The sequence below is a fragment of the uncultured Jannaschia sp. genome (assembly GCF_947494055.1).
In the GTDB taxonomy this organism is placed as follows: Bacteria; Pseudomonadota; Alphaproteobacteria; order Rhodobacterales; family Rhodobacteraceae; genus Jannaschia.
Genome location: NZ_CANLTR010000005.1, coordinates 144,582 through 165,616, shown reverse-complemented (window position 1 = coordinate 165,616; position 21,035 = coordinate 144,582). Strand labels below are relative to the sequence as shown.

Here is a 21,035-nt window from a genome sequence, read left to right as displayed (position 1 = left end):
CGATGTTTCACGTGAAACAATTGGATCATGACGTCATCGTTGTGGGTGGGGGGCATGCAGGCTGTGAAGCTGCGCATGCAGCAGCGCGGTCTGGTTCAAAGACGTGTCTCATAACCTTTCGGAAGATGGACCTGGGTGCGATGTCATGTAATCCTGCAATTGGCGGGCTTGGCAAAGGTCATCTCGTTCGGGAGATTGACGCTTTTGACGGGATCATGGGGAAGATTGCTGATCGAGCAGGCATACAATTCCGTCTTCTGAATCGCAGGAAAGGTCCAGCCGTTCAGGGACCGAGGGCGCAAATGGATCGGAAGCTGTATGCTCAAGCGATGCGCGCAACGATGGAAAAGTGCCCTCGTCTGAACATCGTAGAGGGGGAGGTTGTTGATCTATCTGTACACCATAACGTCGTTTCTGGTGTGGAACTGGCGGACGGTACGGAGATTTCCGGTCGGGCAGTGATACTAACGACTGGAACTTTTCTAGGTGGAGTTATCCATATTGGAAAGGAATCCCGCGAGGGTGGGCGGATCGGTGGTGTCGCATCTAATCGCCTAGCCGCTCGGATCGGCGATTTCGGCCTTCGCATAGGGCGCCTGAAAACAGGCACGCCGCCACGTTTGAAGCGCCAAACGATAGACTTCGACTCCCTCCTGGCTCAGCCCGGTGACGAGGAACCGACGATGTTCTCGTTCGGCTGTAGGCGACCGACGGCGCGGCAAGTTCCATGCCACATCACGCATACAAATACGGATACCCACGCTATAATCAGAGAGAACATCCAAGCCTCGGCTATGTTCGGCGGGAGTATCGACGGTGTTGGTCCGCGATACTGTCCGTCTATTGAAGACAAAGTTACGCGGTTCGCGGATAAGAATTCGCATCAGGTCTTTCTTGAGCCCGAAGGACTGAGCACCGATTGGGTGTATCCTAATGGGGTATCGACATCTCTACCCGTTGAGGTTCAAGAGAGGTATATCCGTACGATAGTGGGCTTAGAGACTGCGGAAATCGTCCAGCCTGGCTATGCCATTGAGTATAGCTATATTGATCCTCGTTCTTTGGATGTCACATTCAATGTTCCAGAGTTACCAGGTCTATATTTAGCTGGACAGATCAACGGGACGACAGGCTATGAGGAAGCCGCTGCACAAGGTCTCATGGCTGGTCTAAACGCAGCGAGATACGTTCAGTTACAGGATCCTGTTCTATTCAGTCGAGCGACGTCGTATTTCGGGGTCTTGGCAGATGACCTCACGACGCGAGGTGTTACTGAACCATATCGAATGTTCACCTCACGTGCTGAGTATCGTTTGTCTCTACGTGCGGATAATGCCGATACGCGTTTAACACCCCTAGGCATAAAACTCGGTTGTGTATCGGAGTCGCGCGCGCATGCCTTCTCCAAACGGCAGGAAGAACTCGAGGCGTATCGAGCGATGCTACAGACGGAATCCGTCGAAGTTGCCGAAGTTCGACTTGGATCAACCAAATCCCTTGGGGTCTCAGCTACCAAAACGGCGTATGCTCTTATGTCGCGATACAATGTTGCACCCGAAACCATAGAGAGCGCTATACCGAAGGCGAAGGGATATTCGTTGGACGTCCGTCGGGAAATCTCGGCTGACGCGCAATATGAGCCTTATCTCGAACGACAGCAAAGGGACATTGCGGGATTCAGGCAGAACGAAAGTATCTTGATACCAGACTGGATGGACTTCGATGCCGTTGATGGTCTTTCCAACGAAATAAAGCAGAAGCTTAACCTCACGAAACCTAGGACGCTTGGGCAGGCTTCTAGATTAGAAGGTATGACACCGGCCGCATTGCTACTGCTCCTGTCAGTGGTCCGACGATCGTCTAGCCATGCCGCATGATATGTCCTGCTTGAATGTTTCACGTGAAACAACTATAAAAATTGCTCAGTACGTAAAAATTCTATTCAAGTGGAACGAAGCGATAAACTTGGTTGGATCAAGTGCGATCGAGGACGTCTGGCAGCGTCATGTTTACGAAGGAGTTCACACGTCAGGACTATCACGCAAGAACGGCGATTGGTATGATGTCGGATCCGGTGCTGGATTTCCTGGGATTGTCGTGTCGATCATCGGGGGTAGTACAAGGAAAGTAATCCTGATCGAAAGTGATTCACGGAAGTGTTCCTTTCTGCGGAGTGTTCGTCGGGAGTTGGACCTGAATATTGAAGTCATAAACGCTCGCGCAGAATGCTTGAGGGGGTATACAGCGGATACCATCAGCGCCCGTGCCCTTGCGCCCCTCAGGGACCTACTCTCCCTCACCGCGTCGTTTAGAACGTTGGATACGGAGCATGTATTTCCGAAAGGCAGAAACTGGCTTAATGAGGTTAATGAAGCTCGTATCGACTGGGATTTCTCGTTGGAGCCGGAACCGAGCCTAACAGAAGAAGGCGCCGCAATACTACGATTGACAAACGTGAGGCAAAAACGAGATGCGAGCTAAGATTGTCGCAGTCGCAAACCAGAAGGGCGGGGTCGGCAAAACGACGACAGCCATTAATCTCGGAGCCGCTCTTGCGATGAGGGGCTACCGAACCTTGATTATCGATCTCGATCCACAAGGCAACGCATCAACCGGCTTGGGGGTGGATCGGGACACCCGGCTCTTAAGCACTTACGACCTACTCCTAGGTGATGTTTCCGCAGATGCTGCTTCACAAAGTACAGCGATTGAGGGACTCAGTATCATCCCGGCAAATATGGACCTCAGCTCGGCAGACGGAGAGTTAATGGCGACCGCCAAGCGAGTCGTCCATCTCAGAAACGCTCTTCGAAGCCGAGACACGACGTACGACTATGTTCTGATCGATTGCCCCCCATCCCTTAATCTCACGACTATCAATGCTTTTGTAGCATCCGACACGATTCTGGTCCCGTTGCAGGCCGAATTTTTTGCGCTCGAAGGACTGTCGCAACTCCTGCTGACCGTTCGTGAAGTTCGCGGTTCTGCAAATACGGGTTTGCGAATTGAAGGTGTCCTTTTAACGATGTTCGATCGGAGGAACAATTTGTGTCAACAAGTCGAGGATGACGCGCGTCAAAACCTTGGAGATTTGGTTCTTCATACGAAGATCCCACGTAATGTACGGTTGAGCGAAGCTCCGAGCTACGCAATGCCGGTGATGAACTACGATCCGACCTCGCGGGGCGCCATCGCCTACCGAACGCTTGCAGGCGAGTTCCTCCAACGAAATCGGGTAAAGGAGCCGACCCATGCCTGATAGCGTACAGAAACGACCTATGCGGCGAGGCTTATCTGCGCTTATGGCAGATGTCGGCGTATCGGCGACTGAAATGGCGGACGCCCCTGCAGTCAATCCCGACCGTCTCATTCCGATTGAGGCAATTCACCCGAATCCTGATCAGCCCAGGCGGACTTTCGGCGAGGAGGACCTGTCCGATCTGGCCTCGTCGATTGCGCAAAAGGGGATACTCCAACCACTGATCGTGCGGCCCGATCCTGTCCGCCATGCGTCCTATCAGATCGTCGCGGGCGAACGACGCTGGCGTGCAGCACAGCGAGCCGGATTGCATGAGCTCCCGGTGATCGTCCGGGAACTCGACGATACGGAAGTCTTAGAGATCGCGATCGTCGAGAACATCCAAAGATCCGACTTGAACGCGATGGAGGAGGCGCAGGGCTTTCGCCAGCTCATGGATCGGTTTGGCCATACCCAAGAGCAATTGTCGAATGTCCTTGGCAAGTCCCGGAGTCACATCGCAAATGTAATGCGCCTTCTGAAACTCCCGGATGCGGTGCAGGACCATCTTCGCGAGGGCGCATTGTCGGCTGGGCATGCTCGCGCTTTGATCGGCACGAATAACCCTCAGGAACTGGCGCGGCAGGTTATCGCGCGCGGACTTTCGGTTCGCGAGACGGAACGCCTCGTCAAGTCTCGCGCAACGTCGGAATCGGATGCGCAGCCGTCCCGGACGTCGAAGGTCGTGGAAAAAGATGCCGACACACGAGCGCTCGAGGGAGATTTGGCGGCTGCGCTCGGTCTTACAGTCGATATACGGCACGATTCGAAAACGCAGGCCGGTGTCGTGACGATCCGCTATGCGTCGCTGGACGAGTTGGACAAGCTCTGTTCGCGTTTGTCGACTGTGTCAGCCTGATACGAGGCGAGCCAAGATCGTATCGAGCAGCAGCGCACCCGCTTCCGTTGTCCGCAGGCGATCTTGTTCGAAAGATAGAAATCCGTCAGTCGTCAGCTGTAAGACTTCCTGCTCGTTCAGCGATCCGCCGAGCGAGCGGAAGTGCCGAAGATCGGTGCCCTCGACCATACGCAGGCTCATGAGGAGGTATTCCTCGGCGGCGTCTGCTCCGCGGAGCCGATCCATCCGCGTCGTCGCCATAGGTCGGTCCGCCGCCTGGAGCCAGTCTTGCGGCATTCTAAGGGCCTCCGTGGCGAACCTGCCCTCTGGAAGTGTAAGACGTCCATGTGCCCCGGGTCCGATACCGACCCAGTCGCCCCCACGCCAGTAGATCAGGTTGTGACGAGCCTCTGCGCCGGTACGGGCGTGGTTTGACGTCTCATAGCGTATGAAGCCAGAATTCTGCGTGGCATCTTGGGTGACGGCCCAGAGATCCACGGCACGGTCCTCGTCCGGTAGGCCGGGCAGACGACCTGCGGAATGGCGAGCGCCGAATGCGGTCCCGTCCTCGATGGTCAACTGATAGAGTGAAAGATGCTCGCCAGCGAAGTCGAGCGCTTTGGTGAGTTCGACCTCCCAAGCCGCGACGCTCTGATCCTGACGCGCATAGATGAGGTCGAAGGAGACCCGCTCTGTCAGATCGCGCGCCACTTCGAAGGCCCTACGGCCCTCCGCGGCCGTATGCAGCCGTCCGAGCCGGCGCAGATCCGTATCATCCAAGGCCTGCAGGCCGACCGAAAAGCGGTTGACCCCGGCTGCGACGAATGCTGCGAAACGGTCCGCCTCGACGGATGTCGGGTTCGCCTCGAGCGTGACTTCGAGATCGTTGGCCGGTATCCAATATCCTCGAGCCGCCGCCACCATCGCTGCGACGGTCTCCGGCGCCATCAACGACGGCGTACCTCCTCCGAAGAAGATCGATCCAAGGACGCGGCCGGGGGTTCGCTCGGCCCATGCAGCGAGATCGCGGAGCAGGGCGGTACGCCATCGCGCCTGGTCGACCGCCGGAACGACATGCGAGTTGAAATCGCAGTAGGGGCATTTCGCGGCGCAGAAGGGCCAGTGGACGTAGAGGCCGAACCCCCCGCGCTGCCAGTTCTCCATCACCCACTCCGACTGGCCGTGCCTTCGACCTTGTAGAGCGACTCCAGTGGCGTCAGGCTGGCCATGAACATCATCGCCGCAAGACGGACTCGGCACAATTTCTCGCAGAAGACCGAGATCAGCGGGAACGCCGTGAACGGTGAGCGGGTCGAGATCGATCTACGCGCCACGTTGCGGCTCGAGGCAGGCGCGCATCCGGCGCAACGCGACGGCGCGGTGGCTCATGGCATTCTTCGTTTCCGCCGACATCTCGCCGAAGGTGAGATCGTGACCGTCCGGCAGGAAGATCGGATCGAAGCCGTGTCCCGTCGCGCCACGCATCGGCCAGACGATCCGCCCGGGAACGTCGCCTTCGAACACCGCCTCGTGCCCGTCGGGCCAGAGCAGGAGAAGCGTGGCCCGAAATCGAGCGGTGCGCGGTTCCGGGGCGTTCCGCGCCTCCAGCTCGGACCAGGCCCGGGTCATGGCGACGCGGAAGTCGCGCCCGGCGGGCGTCTCGGCCCAGTCGGCCGTATGAACACCTGGCGCGCCGTCGAGCCCATCGATCTCCAGGCCTGAATCGTCGGCGAGGGCAGGGAGGCCCGTCGCCGCGACGGCGGCGCGCGCCTTGATGCGCGCGTTGCCGACGAACGTCTCTTCCGTCTCCTCCGGCTCCGGCAGGCCGAAATCGGCGTTCGATCGACAGGTTACGCCGTAGGGCGCGAGCAACGCGCGGAACTCCTCGAGCTTGCCGCGATTGTGCGTCGCGATCAGGAGCTCGGAGCCTTCGAACCGTCTCAAGACGTGACGGCCTTCTGCGCGGCGACGAGCTCGCCGACGCCTTTCTGCGCCAGCCCCATCAGTTCGAGGAACTGGTCCTGCGAGAAGGTCGAGCCCTCGGCGCTGGCCTGCAATTCGATGACACGACCGGCGCCCGTCATGACGAAGTTACCATCCGTTCCGGCCTCGCTGTCCTCGGGATAATCGAGGTCGAGAACCGGCTGGCCGGCATAGATGCCGCAGCTCACGGCGGCGACGTGATCGGTCAGCGGATCGCTCACGATGTCGCCGGCCTTCATCAGCCTGTTCACCGCCAGACGAAGCGCAACCCAACCGCCGGTGATCGAGGCGCAACGCGTGCCCCCGTCGGCCTGGATCACGTCGCAATCGACCGTGATCTGCCGCTCCCCCAAGGCATTTCGATCGACACCGGCGCGAAGGGACCGCCCGATCAGGCGCTGGATTTCCTGGGTGCGACCGGATTGCTTCCCGGCCGCGGCCTCGCGTCGCATCCGCGTGTTCGTGGCGCGCGGCAGCATCCCGTATTCGGCAGTCACCCAACCCTGACCGGAATTGCGCAGGAACGGCGGCACCCTCTCTTCCAGCGTGGCCGTGCAGAGGACATGCGTATCGCCGCAGCGGATCATGCAGGACCCTTCGGCGTGGCGCGTCACGTCGATCTCGATTGAAATGTCACGCATCTGGTCGAGGGCTCGGCCCGAAGGTCGCATCTGTCTTCTCCTGCTCGTCTGCGCTCTGGTATCGAGGTCACATGCCTTTCGACCCTTGCCGGCGCAACCCCGCGATTGACCCGGGCAGCCACGGTTCATACATGCCTTACGCCCCGTAGCCGAGTGCCGATGCCCGACAACGCCGAAATGCTGGCCGAGATGAACGATCGCTCGCGCGAGGTCTTCCGCCGCGTGGTGGAGGGATACCTCGGCACGGGCGATCCGGTCGGCAGCCGGACGCTCAGCCGCAGCATGTCGGAGAAGGTCTCGGCCGCGACGATCCGCAACGTGATGCAGGACCTGGAATTCCTGGGCTTGCTGGAGGCCCCGCATATCAGCGCCGGTCGCATTCCGACCCAGGCGGGGTTGCGGATGTTCGTCGACGGATTGCTCGAGGCCAAGCTCGGCGACGAGGATCGCGTGCGGATCGAGGCGAGCGTCGGCGCGTCGGAGGACGACGTCACCGCGATGATGGACCGTGTGGGCAACGCGTTGTCTGGCATCACGCAGGGCGCATCGCTGGTCCTGGCCCCCAAGCGCGAGGCGCCGATCAAGCACATCGAGTTCGTCTCGCTTGCCGCCGACCGGGCGTTGGTGGTGCTCGTGTTCGCGGACGGTACCGTCGAGAACCGCGTCTTCGTTCCGCCGCCCGGTCAGACGCCGAGTTCGATGCGGGAGGCGGCGAACCTGCTCAACGCGCTGATGGACGGGCGCACCATCTCGGATCTGCGCGAGGTGATGGCGGAAGAAGTGACTGCTCGCCGGCAGGAGATCGACAAGCTCGCGCACGACCTTATCTCGAAGGGCCTCGCCGCGTGGGAGAACGAGGGCGAGCGGGCCGAGCGGTTGATCGTGCGGGGCCGGGCACATCTTCTCGACGAGGGTGCGGATGCCGAGCAGCTCGGGCGCATCCGGAGCCTGTTCGACGATCTCGAGCGAAAGCGCGACATCACCGAGTTCCTGCAGCTGACCGAAACGGGGGAGGGGGTGCGCATCTTCATCGGTTCGGAGAACAAGCTTTTCTCACTTTCCGGTTCATCTCTGGTGGTTTCCCCCTATATGAACGCGGATCGCAAAATCGTGGGCGCGGTCGGCGTGATCGGCCCGACCCGCCTGAACTACGGTCGGATCGTTCCGATCGTCGACTACACCGCTCAACTGGTCGGACGGATGCTGTCCGGCCCCGGAAGATAGAGGACGAGCATGGCAGAGCCGAAGGAAAACCCTTTCCTCGACGACCCCGAGACGATGGACGAGGAGTTCGACCTCGACGCCGCGATCGACGAGGATCCGGATGCCGGCCCCGACCGCGCCCGTGCCAGCTTCGAAGCCATCGTGACCGAGCGCGATGAGCTCAAGGACCGCCTGATGCGCGCGCTGGCCGAGACGGAGAACATCCGCAAGCGTGCCCAGCGGGACCGGATGGAGGCCGAGCAATATGCCGGCACCAAGCTCACGCGCGACATGCTATCGGTCTACGACAACCTCCGCCGTGCGCTCGACGCGGCCGGCGACGCGAACGATGCGGTGATCGAGGGCATCCAGTTGACGCTGAAGGATTTGCTCAGCGTGCTGGGCAAGCACGGCGTGACCCTCGTTTCGCCCGAGGTGGGCGAGAAGTTCGACCCGCAGGTGCACCAGGCGATGTTCGAAGCGCCGGTGCCGGACACGAAGGCCGGCGACATCATCCAGGTCGCCGCCGAGGGCTTCAAGCTGCACGACCGGCTTCTGCGGCCCGCTCAGGTCGGCGTTTCAAGCACCCCCGCCGCCAGCTAGGGCCTTCAACTCATAGACCAGCGCGAGCGCATCCTTCGGGGTGAGCTCGTCTGGAAGTATCTCGCGCAGCCGTTCGTCGGCTGCGCTTTGCGTTTTCCGCAGGGGCGCCGGAGTCGGTGTCACGCTGAAGAGCGGCAGATCGTCGATCAGCGCCTTCGGCTTTCCACCCCCGGCACGCTCGCCTTCCTCCAGCGCCTGCAGCACCTCCCGGGCCCGCGCGACCACGGCCTCCGGCAGACCGGCGAGCCGCCCCACCTGCACGCCGTAGGACCTGTCGGCGGCGCCCTCGCGAACCTCGTGCAGGAAGATCACGTCCCCCTCCCATTCGCGCACCGCGACCGTCGCGTTCTCTACCCCGTCGAGCTTGCCGGCCAGCGCCGTCATCTCGTGGTAATGCGTGGCGAAGAGCGCGCGACAGCGGTTGACGTCGTGCAGATGCTCCAGCGTCGCCCAAGCGATCGACAGGCCATCGTAGGTCGCCGTGCCGCGCCCGATCTCGTCGAGGATCACCAGCGCGCGCTCGTCGGCCTGGTTGAGGATCGCCGCGGTCTCGACCATCTCGACCATGAAGGTCGACCGCCCTCGCGCGAGGTCGTCGGAGGCGCCCACACGGGAGAAGAGCTGACTGACGATGCCGACATGCGCCGCGTCGGCCGGTACGAAGGACCCCATTTGCGCCAGCACGGCGATCAGGGCGTTCTGGCGCAGCCAGGTCGATTTCCCCGCCATGTTCGGCCCGGTCAGCAGCCGGATCGCCGCGCCGGTCCCGGCCGAGAGCCGCGTATCGTTGGCGACGAAGGGCGCGCCGTCGCGCTTCAGCGCCCGGTCGACCACCGGATGACGGCCTGCCTCGATCTCGAAGGCGCGGCTGTCGTCGACGCGGGGTCGCGCCCAATTCTCCTGCCGTGCGAGGTCGGCCAGTGCGGTCATCACGTCGAGCTCGGCCAGCGTGCGAGCGGCGGCACATATCTCGTCGGAGGCCGCCAGCATCGCGTCGCGCAGGCGGGCGAAGATCCGCTCCTCGATCTCCTGCGCGAGCCCGCGGGCGTTCAGGATGCGCGTCTCCAGCTCGGACAACTCGACGGTCGTGAACCGTACCTGGTTGGCCGTGGTCTGGCGGTGGATGAATCGGTCATCGCCATGCATCTTCCCTGCGTGGGTCGCCGTCGTCTCGATGAAGTAGCCGAGCACGTTGTTGTGCTTGATCTTGAGCGAGGCGATCCCCGTCGCGGAGACGAACTCCGTCTGCATCCCCGCAATCACGCCGCGACCCTCGTCGCGCAGCTGCCGCGCCTCGTCCAGCTCCCTGTCGAAGCCCTGCGCGATCACCCCGCCGTCGCGAAGCAGCAGCGGCGGTTCAGACACCAGCGCCTCGTCGAGCAGCGTGCGGAGTTCTTCCAGACCGACCAGCCCGCTCACGTCGAGCGGCAGATCCGTGTCCGTGAGTTGTGCGAACAGCACCTCGGCCGCCGCCAGCCCGCCCCGGATCGCCGTCGCGTCGCGCGGGCCGCCCCGGTTCAGCGACAAACGCGACAGCGCGCGGTCCATGTCCGGCGCGCGGCGCAATTCGGCGCGGATCGTCTCGGCCAGTGCTGCATTCTCCACCGCCCAGTCCACGGCGTCGAGCCGGTCCCGGATCGTGGGCAAGTCGGTCGAGGGTGCCGCCACCCGCCGCTCCAGCAGGCGGCCGCCTCCCGCCGTCACGGTGCGGTCGATGGCCCAAAGTAGCGAGCCTTCCCGTCCGCCCGACACGCCCCGAACGAGCTCGAGGTTGCGCCGCGTGGCGGCGTCGATCGTCATCAGCCGGTTCGCAGCCTCCCGCCGGGGCGGGCGCAGGAAGGGCAGCTTGCCGCGCTGCGTGATCTCCACGTATTCGACGAGCGCCCCCATTGCGCCGAGCTCCGCGCGGGAGAACGAGCCGAACGCCTCCAGCGCGCCGACGGCGAACAACCCGGTGAGCCGCCCCTCCGCCGATCCGGAATCGAAAGCGCTCCGCCCGAGCGGGGTGACGGCGGTGCCCAGTTCCTCCGCGACGACGGCGACCTCGGAATCCTCTGCTAGAACGAGTTCCCGTACGCCGAGCCGGGCGATGTCCGGTCCAAGCCGGACACGCGGGCAGGGCGCCACGTGGAACGCCCCGGTCGAGATATCCGCCCAGGCCAGCGCGCCGTCGCCCCGTACCTCGGCCCATGCGGCAAGATAGTTGTGCGCGCGCGCGTCGAGAAGCGTATCCTCGGTCAATGTTCCGGGCGTGACGAGCCGGACGATGCCGCGCCGCACCACGGCTTTCGACCCACGCTTCTTCGCCGCATCCTGGCTTTCCAGCTGCTCGGCCACGGCCACGCGGAAGCCCTTGCGGATGAGCGTCATCAGATAGCTCTCGGCCGAATGGACCGGCACCCCGCACATGGCGATATCCTCGCCCAGATGCTTGCCCCGCCTGGTCAGCGCGATGTCGAGGGCTGCCGCGGCCGCCACGGCGTCCTCGAAGAAGAGCTCGTAGAAATCGCCCATCCGGTAGAACAGGAGCGCGTCCGGCGCCTCGGCCTTGATGTCGAGATACTGCGCCATCATGGGCGTGACGCTCGTGTTCATGGCCCCTCCCATGTGCTGATGACGTCCCGAGGGCATACCAATCGCTCGGATGGGGCGAAAGGCTTGCGCAAGCGCGAACCCGCGGCTCGCGAACAAATGCTGCAGTCGCACTTGTTCCTGCTGCGGTGCAGCATAATATCCTTGGAAGGCCTTCATTCCGGAGGCTCGATTGGAGAGCTTCTCATGGTCGATATGTCCGAAATCCTGAACATGGTGCGCGAAGGTCGGTTGAGCGAGGCCACGTCCTCGATCCAGCGCCGCCTGTCGGGCGATGATGCATCCACCCCTACGGGAACGGGTCCAATGAAGGACGTGACGCCCAAGGCGCGCGTCCTGCCGGAACCGGGTCCCGCGACCGTGAAGAAGACGCGTGGCAAGTCCGTTCGACCGAAGCGCGATGCCTGGAGCGGCAAACCGCGTCGCCCCGCGACGGAGCCGCCGCTGCCGGCAGGATCGCAGTGGCTGGCCCGTGGGGGCGACCTGCCCTATCGGCTGTTCGTTCCCTCGACGCCGAAAGCCGATGCGCCTCTGATCGTGATGTTGCACGGATGCACCCAGACACCCGAGGATTTCGCGACCGGAACCGCCATGCAGGCGGCGGCGGAGGCGGCCGGGGCGTACGTGATCTGGCCCGAGCAGTCGAACCGTGCGAACATGAACCGCTGCTGGAACTGGTTCGAGCCCGCACACCAGGGACGCTCGGGTGAGGCGGCTCGGATCGTCGCGATCGTCGCGAAGGTGCTCGATGAAATCGGCGACCGGCGAACGGTCCACGCGGCGGGTCTGTCGGCAGGCGGCGCGATGGCCGCGATCCTCGGCGCGCAATATCCGGACGTCTTTACCTCGGTCGGCATCCATTCCGGCCTTCCCGCCGGCTCGGCGCAGGACGTCGGCTCGGCCTTCGCGGCGATGGGCTCGGGCGGCCGTGCCGGCGTCGCGCTGGCCGTTCCGGCGATCGTCTTTCACGGCACGGCGGATCGCACCGTCGCCTTCGCCAACGCCGCGGCGCTCCTGCCCGGCGGCAAGCTTCCGCCTGATGCGCCTCAACGCCGGGACCGGATCGGCGGACGGCAGGTCAGCGTGGCGACGGTGACGATCCCGGGCCAGTCGCATCCTTCGGAACTCTGGGAAGTTGCGGATCTGGGCCACGCTTGGTCGGGTGGCGATGCCGCCGGCAGCTATGCCGACCCCGTGGGCCCGGATGCCACCGCGGAGATGATGCGCTTCTTCTCCGGTCGGTGAGGATCAGGTAGCGGCGATCTCGACCATCAGGTCCCTGAGATCGCCGAAATATCCGCCCGAGCGGGCAGGACGGTTCGGATCGGACGTGATCGCGATAACCGTCTCCTGCTTGGGCAGGACCGCAAGCACCTGCCCCCCATAGCCGCGCGCATAGGCGGCCGGCGTGCCGGCGAACTCGGTCAGGAACCAGCCATAGCCGTAGAGATCGCCCGAGAACGGCGATCGTGCCCGCGGGGTCCAGGCACGGTCGAGCCAGTCCTCGCTGACGACTTGCGTGCCGTTCCAAGTGCCTCCGGCAAGGCACATCCGTCCGATCCGGGCGAGGCCGCGCGGCGTGACGCCCATGTCGTTGCCACCAAGATAATTGCCCTGCGGATCGGCCACCCAGGGGGCGAAGTCGATCCCCAGCGGCGCGCCGAGCCAGTCTCGCGCAAGACCGAGCAGGTCACGTCCCGCCGCCCGCGACAGGGCCACGCCGAGAAGGTGGGTCGTACCGGTCGAGTAGATGAAGCGCCCGCCCGGCTCGCCCTCGAGCGGACGGTCGAGCGCGAACCGCACCCAATTGCCGCTCGATACCCAAGCCCCGTAATTCGGACCCGACGTGCTTCCCAGCCCGGCGCGCAGGCTGAGGAGATCGCCGATCGTGATGTCGTCCCGCGCGTCGTTCGTGGGCCCGCGGCCGAGCAACGGAAGCAGGCGATCGTCGGTGGTCAGGGTGCCGCGATCGACGGCGATGCCCACGAGCAGGGACAGGATGGTCTTCGAGGCCGACTTGACGTTGGTGATCTGGTCGAGGCCCGGGCCTCGGAACGCTTCGGCAATGCGCTCTTCCCCGTCGCGGTAGACGATGAGCGAATGAAGTTGACCGTATCGCGCGGCCGCATCGCGGACGGCGTCGAATCCCTGGGCCCGAAGGACCGAAGGGGCCGCCATGGCCGCACCGATCAGGGTCAGCGCGGCCCGGCGCTTCACTGGGTCATCCCGTCCCAGAAGCCCTTCACCTTGCGGAAGAAGCTGTCGCCTTGCGGATTGTTGTCCGCATCGACCCGCTCGAACTCCCGCAGAAGCTCCTTTTGGCGGGACGTCAGGTTGACCGGCGTCTCGATCGCAAGCTCGATCATCATGTCACCGCTTCCGCCGCCACGCAGCGCCGGCATGCCCTTGCCGCGAAGCCGCATCTGCCGCCCGGTCTGGGAGCCGGCGGGCACCTTCACGCGGGAGCGGCCGCCGTCGATCGTCGGCACCTCGACCTCGCCGCCGAGCGCGGCCGACGTCATCGACACGGGCACGGAGCAATAGAGGTTCACCCCGTCGCGCTGGAAGATCGGGTGATCCGCCACCTCGATGAAGATGTAGAGATCCCCGGTCGGCCCGCCGCGAAGCCCGGCCTCGCCCTCGCCCGAGAGACGGATGCGCGTGCCGGTCTCAACCCCCGCGGGGATGTTGACCGAAAGCTGTCGTTCCTTTTCGACGCGCCCGACGCCGCCGCAGACGCTGCACGGGTTCTTGATGATCTGCCCCGCGCCGGAACAGGTCGGGCAGGTGCGCTCGACCGTGAAGAAGCCCTGCTGCGCGCGGACCTTGCCCATGCCGGAGCAGGTCGGGCAGGTCGCGGGCTCGCTCGCCCCTTCCGTGCCCTTGCCGTTGCACTTGCCGCATTGCACGGCGGTCGGCACGGAGATCGATCTCTGCTGGCCGGAATAGGCTTCCTCCAGCGTGATGCGCATATTGTAGCGCAGATCCGCCCCGCGGGTCGCCCGCGCGCGTCCGCCGCCGCGACCCTGCTGGCCGCCCATGAAATCGCCGAACAGATCCTCGAACACGTCCGAAAAGGCCGAAGCGAAGTCGCCCTGGCCCGGACCGGCTCCGGGTCCGCCGGGGCGTCGCGCACCGCCGCCCATGCCGCCTTCGAAGGCAGCATGGCCGAACCGGTCGTAGGCCGCCTTCTTTTCGGCGTCCTTCAGGACATCGTAGGCCTCGTTCGCTTCCTTGAACTGCGCCTCGGCGTTCGGGTTGTCCGAGTTGCGATCAGGATGTAGCTCCTTGGCCTTCTTGCGATAGGCCTTCTTGATCTCGTCGGCGCTGGCACCCTTCGAGACGCCCAGCGTCTCGTAGTAGTCACGTTTCGCCATGTTACACTCTCCAACAAGAAGGCCGGCCCGGTGAGACGGGCCGGCCTCGTGTCGTCAAAGGCCCGTGCGATCAGGCCCGCTTCTGGTCGTCGTCGAGATCTTCGAAATCGGCGTCGAGGATCTCGTCGTCGTCACCCTTCGGTCCCTCGGCTGTCCCGGTCGACTCGCCATCCTCGGAGGCGGCCTGCGCCTTGTAGATGGCCTCGCCCAACCGCATCGACGCCTCGGTGACGTTCTGGATGCCGGAGCGGATCTTCTCGGGGTCGTCGCTGTCCATCGATTCCTCGAGCGCGCTGACCGCGAGCTCGATCGCCTCGACGGTAGACGGGTCGACCTTGTCGCCGTGCTCCTCGACCGACTTACGGGTCGCATGGATAAGGCTCTCGGCCTGGTTGCGGGCCTCGACCAGTTCCCGGCGCTTCTTGTCCGCATCGGCATTGGCCTCCGCGTCCTTGACCATCTTGTCGATGTCCTCGTCGGTGAGGCCACCGGAGGCCTGGATCGTGATCGCCTGCTCCTTGCCGGTGCCCTTGTCCTTGGCGCTGACCGACACGATACCGTTGGCGTCGATGTCGAACGTCACCTCGATCTGCGGCATGCCGCGGGGCGCCGGCGGGATGTCTTCCAAATTGAACTGGCCCAGCATCTTGTTGTCGGCCGCCATCTCGCGCTCGCCCTGGAATACCCGGATCGTGACCGCGTTCTGATGATCCTCGGCCGTCGAGAAGACCTGGGACTTCTTCGTCGGGATCGTCGTGTTGCGGTCGATCAGGCGGGTGAACACGCCGCCCAGTGTCTCGATGCCGAGCGACAGCGGCGTCACGTCGAGAAGAACCACGTCCTTCACGTCACCTTGCAGAACGCCGGCCTGGATGGCGGCGCCGAGAGCGACGACCTCGTCGGGGTTCACGCCCTTGTGCGGCTCCTTGCCGAAGAACTTGGTCACTTCCTCGACGACCCTGGGCATGCGGGTCATGCCGCCGACGAGGACCACCTCGTCGATGGCGTCCTTCGTGAGGCCCGCATCCTTCAGCGCGGCCTGGCAGGGCTTGATCGACGCCTTGATGAGGTCGCCGACGAGCGATTCCAGCTTGGCGCGGGTCAGCTTCATCACGAGGTGCAACGGCTGGCCGTTGGAGCCCATCGAGATGAACGGCTGGTTGATCTCGGTCTGGCTGGAGGAGGAGAGCTCGATCTTGGCCTTTTCGGCCGCTTCCTTGAGACGCTGCAGGGCCATCTTGTCCTGCGTCAGGTCGGCGCCGTGCTCTTTCTTGAACTCATCCGCAAGGTAGTTGACGATCCGCATGTCGAAGTCCTCGCCGCCGAGGAACGTGTCCCCGTTGGTCGACTTCACTTCGAACAGGCCGTCGTCGATCTCGAGGATGGTCACGTCGAACGTGCCCCCGCCGAGGTCATAGACGGCAATCGTCTTCGCTTCCTTCTTGTCGAGCCCATAGGCCAGCGCGGCGGCCGTCGGCTCGTTGATGATGCGCAGCACTTCCAGACCGGCGATCTTGCCGGCGTCCTTGGTCGCCTGACGCTGGGCGTCGTTGAAGTAGGCGGGCACGGTGATGACGGCCTGCGTGACTTCCTCGCCCAGGTAGCTTTCGGCGGTCTCCTTCATTTTCTGAAGGATCAGGGCGGAGACCTGCGCCGGCGAATATTTCTCGCCGCGCACCTCGACCCAGGCATCGCCGTTGCCGCCGTTGATCACGGCGTAGGGCAGGTTCTTCTTGTCCTTGGCGAGATCCTCGTCATTGGCGCGGCGGCCGATCAGGCGCTTCACGCCGAAGACGGTGTTCTCGGGGTTCGTCACGGCCTGCCGCTTGGCGGGCTGGCCGACGAGACGTTCGGATTCGGTGTAGCCCACGATCGACGGCGTCGTCCGCGCGCCCTCGGCGTTCTCGATCACACGGGGCTGCGAGCCGTCCATGATCGCGACACAGGAGTTCGTGGTCCCGAGGTCGATACCGATGACTTTTGCCATTGCGAATGGTCCTCTCTTGGCGATTGGTTCGTCCCGAAGCCCTCTCAGGCACTCCGGTCCTCATCCCATGGTGAGTTGCGGTCGGTGCCCCGATAGGTCCCGGCCCGCGGTTCGGAGGGTATATAGGGGGCGGGTTTTGGGGTCGCAAGAACGTGAGGGGGCACAAAATTGGCGGATTGGGCCGCAAAGGAAATCCGGGGATTTCGCATCCAGGAGCGCCATCTGGACCGCGCCGCCCAGCTCGCGCTGGTCGAGGGTGTCCGCGGGATCGCCCGGGCCGCGCCGTTCCTCGTGCCCGTGACACGGCGGGGGACCGAGATGTCCGTCCGCATGACGAGCGCCGGCGCCTTCGGCTGGATCACCGACCGGCGCGGCTATCGCTATGAGCCGAAGCATCCGTCCGGCGTGGACTGGCCGCCCATTCCGGCCCGCGTACTGGATATCTGGCGCGACCTCGTGCCCGAGGCGCGCATGCCGGAGAGCTGTCTGGTGAACTGGTATCGACCCGAGGCGCGGATGGGCATGCATCAGGATCGGGACGAGGCCGACATGACCCAGCCGGTCGTCTCGGTCTCGCTCGGAGACGACGCACTGTTCCGGATCGGCAACGAGGAGCGTGGCGGTCGGACGGAAAGCGTCTGGCTTCATTCCGGCGACGTGGTGGTGATGGGCGGGACGGCCCGGCGGCGCCACCACGGCATCGACCGGATCAAGCCCGGGACGTCGGACCTGCTCGACGCTCCGGGCCGGATCAACCTGACGCTTCGGGTCGTGACCTGAACGAACCGGTCAGCGCGCCGCGAACCACGACAGCGAAGTTTGACGCCGGGTGTAGAATTCGCCCATCATCCCAATCGTCAGCAGGGCGAGGCCGCAGATGACCGGGTAGGTCCAGGTCGTGTAATGCGGGTTGTAGTTGATGAAGGTGAAGCCGCGGGCCTGATCGATCGCGTGGAAAAGGGGGTTCCAGTCGAAGAACGGCAGAAACGCCGTCGGCAGCGTGTTCGCGACGAACATCTTGCCGGACGCGACCATGTTGAGGCGGCTGTAGATCGTATTGGCGATCTGCACGAAATTCGGCGCCCAGGGCTTGATCGCCAGCAGGACCGTCCCGATCGCCACCCCGGTGAACCAGGCGAGCAGGAACATCACCGCCGCGCCGCCGGGCTGGGAGATCTCGATCGGATGCCAGGCGACATGGACCCCGCAGAGCACGATGAACATCGACAGCGTCTGCAGGTAGAGCGAGGACAGCGCCGCCGCCGCGATGGCGATGGCCGTGTTCATCGGCGCGTGCTTCATCATCGGCGAGGCGGGTCCCTCGCTGCCGACCACAGCGCCCATGGCCTTGACGTGCGTCATGAACAGGAAGACGCCGGTCATGATGTAGAGGATGAAGTCGCCGCGGATCGTTGTGGTCTTCACCGCGAGGAGCATCAGCGCGAAGGCACTGATGAAGATCAGCGTCTGCAGCACGTTCATGAACAGCGCCACCCCGCCGCTGCTCTGACCCTTGCGGATGTTGCGAACGGTCGCGTGGAACACGAGTTCCATCAGCTTGAAGGTCCGGGTCGCGGCGTTGTCGCGGCGTTCGATCCTGAACATGTTTACTCCGTCGTGACGCCTTTCCCTGCGCGGATGGATATCATAAGCCTTCGCGGCGTCGAAAGTCTTCGCTCGAGGTACCTAACGCGATGAACGTTAATGAAATGATGCCCGCGCTGCGCCGATTGGCCCTGGAAGCGGGGGACCGTATCATGGAGGTCTATCAGGCCGAGGATTTCGAGGTCCGTACGAAGTCGGACGAAAGTCCGGTCACGGAAGCCGACGAGGCTGCGGATGCGCTGATCTCTGCCGGGCTTGCGGATGCGTTCCCGGGGGCGGCGATCGTGACGGAGGAGCAATCCGCGACCCACGACCTTGAGGCGCGCGACTTCTTCATCGTCGATCCGCTCGACGGCACCAAGGAGTTCGTGCAGCGACGTGGCGATTTCACCGTCAACATTGCTTGGGTCGAGAACGGCGTTCCGATCCGTGGCGTGGTCTACGCGCCTGCAAGGGCGCGACTGTTCTGGACCCGCGACGACGGCACCTCGGTCGAGGAGGTCGGCCCGTTCGACAAGACGCGACCGGGCGAATGCCGGCCGATCCGCGTCGCCACGCCCGACGCACGCGCTCTGATGGTCGTGGCCAGCAAGTCCCACCGGGATCAGGCCACCGACGACTACATCGGCAAATATCAGGTGGCCGACATGAAATCGGCGGGCTCCTCGCTCAAGTTCTGCCTCGTCGCGACCGGAGAGGCGGATCTCTATCCGCGGCTCGGACGGACGATGGAATGGGATACGGCCGCCGGCGACGCCGTCTTGCGCGGGGCCGGCGGGTCGGTCGTGCGGTTCGACAATCACGAAACCCTGACCTATGGGAAAGCCGGTTTCGAAAACCCGTTCTTCATCGCGCACGCCCCGGGCGTGCAGCTCATGGATGAATGACCTGCACAGGATAGATCTCTCATGACCAGAAAAGTGACGAAGGCCATCTTCCCCGTGGCCGGTCTCGGCACCCGTTTCCTACCCGCGACCAAGTCGATCCCGAAGGAGATCATGACCCTCGTGGACCGGCCGCTCATCCAGTACGCCATCGACGAGGCGCGCGATGCCGGGATCGAGGAATTCATCTTCGTGACCTCGCGCGGCAAGTCCGCGCTCAGCGACTATTTCGACGACAGCCCCGTTCTCGAGGCCGAGCTGAAGCGGAAGAACAAGACGGATCTGCTCGAAGTGCTGCACGCGACGAACATGGAGAGCGGGCAGATCGCCTATGTCCGGCAGGCCGGCGCGAAGGGGCTCGGGCACGCGGTGGCCTGCGCCCGTCGCCTGATCCACGACGAATGTTTCGCCGTCATCCTGCCCGACGACGTGATCATGTCGGACAAGCCCTGCCTCGCCCAGATGATGGAGGCGCATGCCGAGACGGGTGGCAGCATGGTCGCCGCGATGGAGGTCCGCCCGGAGGAGACGTCGTCCTATGGCATCCTCGAGGTCGAGGACACGACGAGCCAGGCGATGAAGGTCCGCGGCATGGTCGAGAAGCCGAAGAGCGAGGATGCGCCGTCGAACCTCGCCGTGATCGGTCGCTACATCCTGAGCCCGAACATCATGAACAGCCTGTCCGGCCTCGGGGCCGGGGCCGGGGGCGAGATCCAGTTGACCGACGCGATCGCCCGCGAGATCGACGGCGAGGGGGTTCATGCCTACCGCTTCGAGGGTCAGCGCTACGATTGCGGCTCCAAGGCCGGGTTCCTCCAAGCGACCGTGGCCTTCGGCCTTGCGCGGGACGATCTGCGCGAGGAGCTGGGCGAGTTCATCGCCGCGCTGAACCTGAGCAGGGAACAAGACTGACAGGAATGGCTGGCGCCGCGGCGCTCTGGGCGGCTTACAGGCTGCGCTGGCGTCGGCGGTACCTTCTGGCCCGATCCTTTGCACGTTGCACGCGCCTCGTCCCCCGTTCCGACCGGACGGGCGGGATCGCCGCGGGCGCGATCCTCGCCTTCGCGGTGACCCGCAACGAGCTTGCGCGCCTGCCGGGATTTCTTGCGCATCACCGTGCTCTGGGCGTCGAGCACTTCCTGATCGTCGACAATGCCAGCGACGATGGTGGTGCCGCCTTTCTCGCGGATCAGTCGGACGTGTCGCTCTGGACGACGGCGGACACCTATCGCGGTGCGCGGTTCGGCGTCGACTGGCTGACCTGCCTGCTGGCGCGCTACGGACACGGCCATTGGTGTCTGACGCTCGATGCCGACGAGAGGCTGGTCTACGCGCACCATACTTGCCGCGACCTCCGCGCCCTGACCGACTGGCTGGACCTCACCGGCCGTCCCGCGATGGGCGCGTTGATGCTCGACCTCTATCCGCGCGGGTCCGTGAACGCGCCGATGCAGGGCGCGGACCCGCTCGATCACCTCATCTGGTTCGATGCCGGGAACTACGTCATGACGCGCCACCCGGACCGTCGGGATCTCCGCATTCAGGGCGGACCGCGCGCGCGGGCGTTCTTCGCGGACACGCCGCGTCGGGCCCCCACGCTGTCCAAGGTGCCGCTCGTCCGCTGGAACCGGCGCTACGCCTACATCGCCTCGACGCACGCGCTCCTGCCATCGCGTCTGAATCAGGCCTATGCCGTGGATGGCGGCGAGGCTCCGACCGGAGTGCTGCTCCACAGCAAGTTCTCGCCCGATATCGGCGACCGTTCCGTCGAGGAGCTCACGCGTCGGCAGATGCGGACAGGCGCCGACCTCTACGACGACTACTACCACGCTCTGCGCGACGGACCGACGCTCTGGTGCCGGGCCTCCACACGCTACGAGGGGTGGCAGCAGCTCGAGGCGCTGGGGCTGTTGTCGCGCGGCGGTTGGGAATGAGGACCGGACCGTTGCGAAATGGGTGCATCGCCCGGTGTCGACGCGGATCGTGCTTCACGCAACGTCATAAGAATGGTCAAAGATCCGTCG

General features: G+C 64.1%; 20 protein-coding genes. 11 read left to right on the top strand and 9 right to left on the bottom strand.

The features are described 5' to 3' along the window. Positions 1-2: 2 nt before the first annotated feature. Genes mnmG through Q1A87_RS07225 form a run of 4 tightly spaced genes read left to right on the top strand, consistent with a single transcriptional unit; the run spans position 3 to position 4,157 of the window. Entirely contained in the window at positions 3-1,877 is a 1,875-nt protein-coding gene (mnmG, locus tag Q1A87_RS07235) for a tRNA uridine-5-carboxymethylaminomethyl(34) synthesis enzyme MnmG (protein WP_299648960.1), read from the top strand. After that, a complete protein-coding gene (rsmG, locus tag Q1A87_RS24160) occupies positions 1,867-2,481 on the top strand; it encodes a 16S rRNA (guanine(527)-N(7))-methyltransferase RsmG (RefSeq protein WP_363322961.1) in 615 nt (204 codons plus the stop codon). The genes mnmG and rsmG overlap by 11 nt, the downstream gene beginning before the upstream one ends. Then, positions 2,471-3,259, top strand: a complete 789-nt coding sequence (locus Q1A87_RS07230) for a ParA family protein (RefSeq protein ID WP_299648957.1) — start codon at positions 2,471-2,473, stop codon at positions 3,257-3,259. The genes rsmG and Q1A87_RS07230 overlap by 11 nt, the downstream gene beginning before the upstream one ends. Further along, the gene (locus Q1A87_RS07225; RefSeq protein ID WP_299648954.1) at positions 3,252-4,157 is read left to right on the top strand and encodes a ParB/RepB/Spo0J family partition protein; all 906 of its coding nucleotides are present in this window, start codon (positions 3,252-3,254) and stop codon (positions 4,155-4,157) included. Before Q1A87_RS07230 ends, Q1A87_RS07225 begins: the two co-directional genes overlap by 8 nt. Here Q1A87_RS07225 and hemW read toward each other — a convergent pair. The 4 genes from hemW to rph are packed head-to-tail and all read right to left on the bottom strand — an operon-like array spanning position 4,149 to position 6,790. After that, positions 4,149-5,300: a radical SAM family heme chaperone HemW gene (gene hemW, locus Q1A87_RS07220; RefSeq protein ID WP_299648951.1), complete on the bottom strand. Its 1,152-nt coding sequence runs from the start codon at positions 5,298-5,300 to the stop codon at positions 4,149-4,151. The genes Q1A87_RS07225 and hemW overlap by 9 nt on opposite strands. Next, positions 5,300-5,470: a hypothetical protein gene (locus tag Q1A87_RS07215; RefSeq protein WP_299648948.1), complete on the bottom strand. Its 171-nt coding sequence runs from the start codon at positions 5,468-5,470 to the stop codon at positions 5,300-5,302. Before Q1A87_RS07215 ends, hemW begins: the two co-directional genes overlap by 1 nt. After that, complete coding sequence (gene rdgB / locus Q1A87_RS07210) at positions 5,460-6,080, bottom strand: RdgB/HAM1 family non-canonical purine NTP pyrophosphatase (protein WP_299648945.1); 621 nt, start codon at positions 6,078-6,080, stop codon at positions 5,460-5,462. The genes Q1A87_RS07215 and rdgB overlap by 11 nt, the downstream gene beginning before the upstream one ends. Further along, positions 6,077-6,790 carry a ribonuclease PH gene (rph, locus tag Q1A87_RS07205; RefSeq protein WP_299648942.1) on the bottom strand — a complete coding sequence of 238 codons (714 nt, stop codon included), beginning with the start codon at positions 6,788-6,790 and terminating at the stop codon, positions 6,077-6,079. The genes rdgB and rph overlap by 4 nt, the downstream gene beginning before the upstream one ends. 129 nt (positions 6,791-6,919) lie before the next feature. On the opposite strand from rph, the gene hrcA reads away from it, so the two are divergent. Further along, positions 6,920-7,984 carry a heat-inducible transcriptional repressor HrcA gene (gene hrcA, locus Q1A87_RS07200; protein WP_299648939.1) on the top strand — a complete coding sequence of 355 codons (1,065 nt, stop codon included), beginning with the start codon at positions 6,920-6,922 and terminating at the stop codon, positions 7,982-7,984. Positions 7,985-7,993: 9 nt separating this feature from the next. Beyond that, positions 7,994-8,566 (top strand): nucleotide exchange factor GrpE, encoded by a 573-nt coding sequence (locus tag Q1A87_RS07195; RefSeq protein ID WP_299648936.1) that lies wholly within the window; start codon positions 7,994-7,996, stop codon positions 8,564-8,566. On the opposite strand, the gene mutS is transcribed toward Q1A87_RS07195, so the two are convergent. Further along, a complete protein-coding gene (gene mutS, locus Q1A87_RS07190; protein ID WP_299648933.1) occupies positions 8,543-11,161 on the bottom strand; it encodes a DNA mismatch repair protein MutS in 2,619 nt (872 codons plus the stop codon). The two genes, Q1A87_RS07195 and mutS, sit on opposite strands and share 24 nt — an antisense overlap. A gap of 183 nt (positions 11,162-11,344) precedes the next feature. Here mutS and Q1A87_RS07185 point away from each other — a divergent pair, with 183 nt between their 5' ends. Then, complete coding sequence (locus Q1A87_RS07185; RefSeq protein ID WP_299648930.1) at positions 11,345-12,403, top strand: PHB depolymerase family esterase; 1,059 nt, start codon at positions 11,345-11,347, stop codon at positions 12,401-12,403. 3 nt (positions 12,404-12,406) lie between these two features. Here Q1A87_RS07185 and Q1A87_RS07180 read toward each other — a convergent pair whose 3' ends face one another. The 3 genes from Q1A87_RS07180 to dnaK form a co-directional block, all read right to left on the bottom strand. Beyond that, positions 12,407-13,375: a serine hydrolase gene (locus Q1A87_RS07180; protein ID WP_299648927.1), complete on the bottom strand. Its 969-nt coding sequence runs from the start codon at positions 13,373-13,375 to the stop codon at positions 12,407-12,409. Next, positions 13,372-14,535, bottom strand: a complete 1,164-nt coding sequence (dnaJ, locus tag Q1A87_RS07175) for a molecular chaperone DnaJ (RefSeq protein ID WP_299648924.1) — start codon at positions 14,533-14,535, stop codon at positions 13,372-13,374. Before dnaJ ends, Q1A87_RS07180 begins: the two co-directional genes overlap by 4 nt. 70 nt (positions 14,536-14,605) lie before the next feature. After that, positions 14,606-16,522: a molecular chaperone DnaK gene (gene dnaK, locus Q1A87_RS07170; RefSeq protein WP_299648921.1), complete on the bottom strand. Its 1,917-nt coding sequence runs from the start codon at positions 16,520-16,522 to the stop codon at positions 14,606-14,608. 168 nt (positions 16,523-16,690) lie between these two features. Between dnaK and Q1A87_RS07165 the strand changes: the two genes are divergently transcribed. Continuing rightward, a complete protein-coding gene (locus Q1A87_RS07165) occupies positions 16,691-17,302 on the top strand; it encodes an alpha-ketoglutarate-dependent dioxygenase AlkB (RefSeq protein ID WP_299648918.1) in 612 nt (203 codons plus the stop codon). 9 nt (positions 17,303-17,311) lie between these two features. On the opposite strand, the gene Q1A87_RS07160 is transcribed toward Q1A87_RS07165, so the two are convergent. After that, a complete protein-coding gene (locus Q1A87_RS07160; RefSeq protein WP_299648915.1) occupies positions 17,312-18,127 on the bottom strand; it encodes an ABC transporter permease in 816 nt (271 codons plus the stop codon). 89 nt (positions 18,128-18,216) lie between these two features. On the opposite strand from Q1A87_RS07160, the gene cysQ reads away from it, so the two are divergent. Genes cysQ through Q1A87_RS07145 form a run of 3 tightly spaced genes read left to right on the top strand, consistent with a single transcriptional unit; the run spans position 18,217 to position 20,945 of the window. Beyond that, positions 18,217-19,014: a 3'(2'),5'-bisphosphate nucleotidase CysQ gene (cysQ, locus tag Q1A87_RS07155; protein ID WP_299648913.1), complete on the top strand. Its 798-nt coding sequence runs from the start codon at positions 18,217-18,219 to the stop codon at positions 19,012-19,014. Between the two features lie 21 nt (positions 19,015-19,035). After that, entirely contained in the window at positions 19,036-19,923 is an 888-nt protein-coding gene (gene galU / locus Q1A87_RS07150; RefSeq protein ID WP_299648910.1) for a UTP--glucose-1-phosphate uridylyltransferase GalU, read from the top strand. Between the two features lie 5 nt (positions 19,924-19,928). Next, on the top strand, positions 19,929-20,945 hold the full coding sequence (locus tag Q1A87_RS07145; protein WP_299648907.1) for a glycosyltransferase family 2 protein: 1,017 nt from the start codon (positions 19,929-19,931) through the stop codon (positions 20,943-20,945). Positions 20,946-21,035 lie beyond the last annotated feature (90 nt).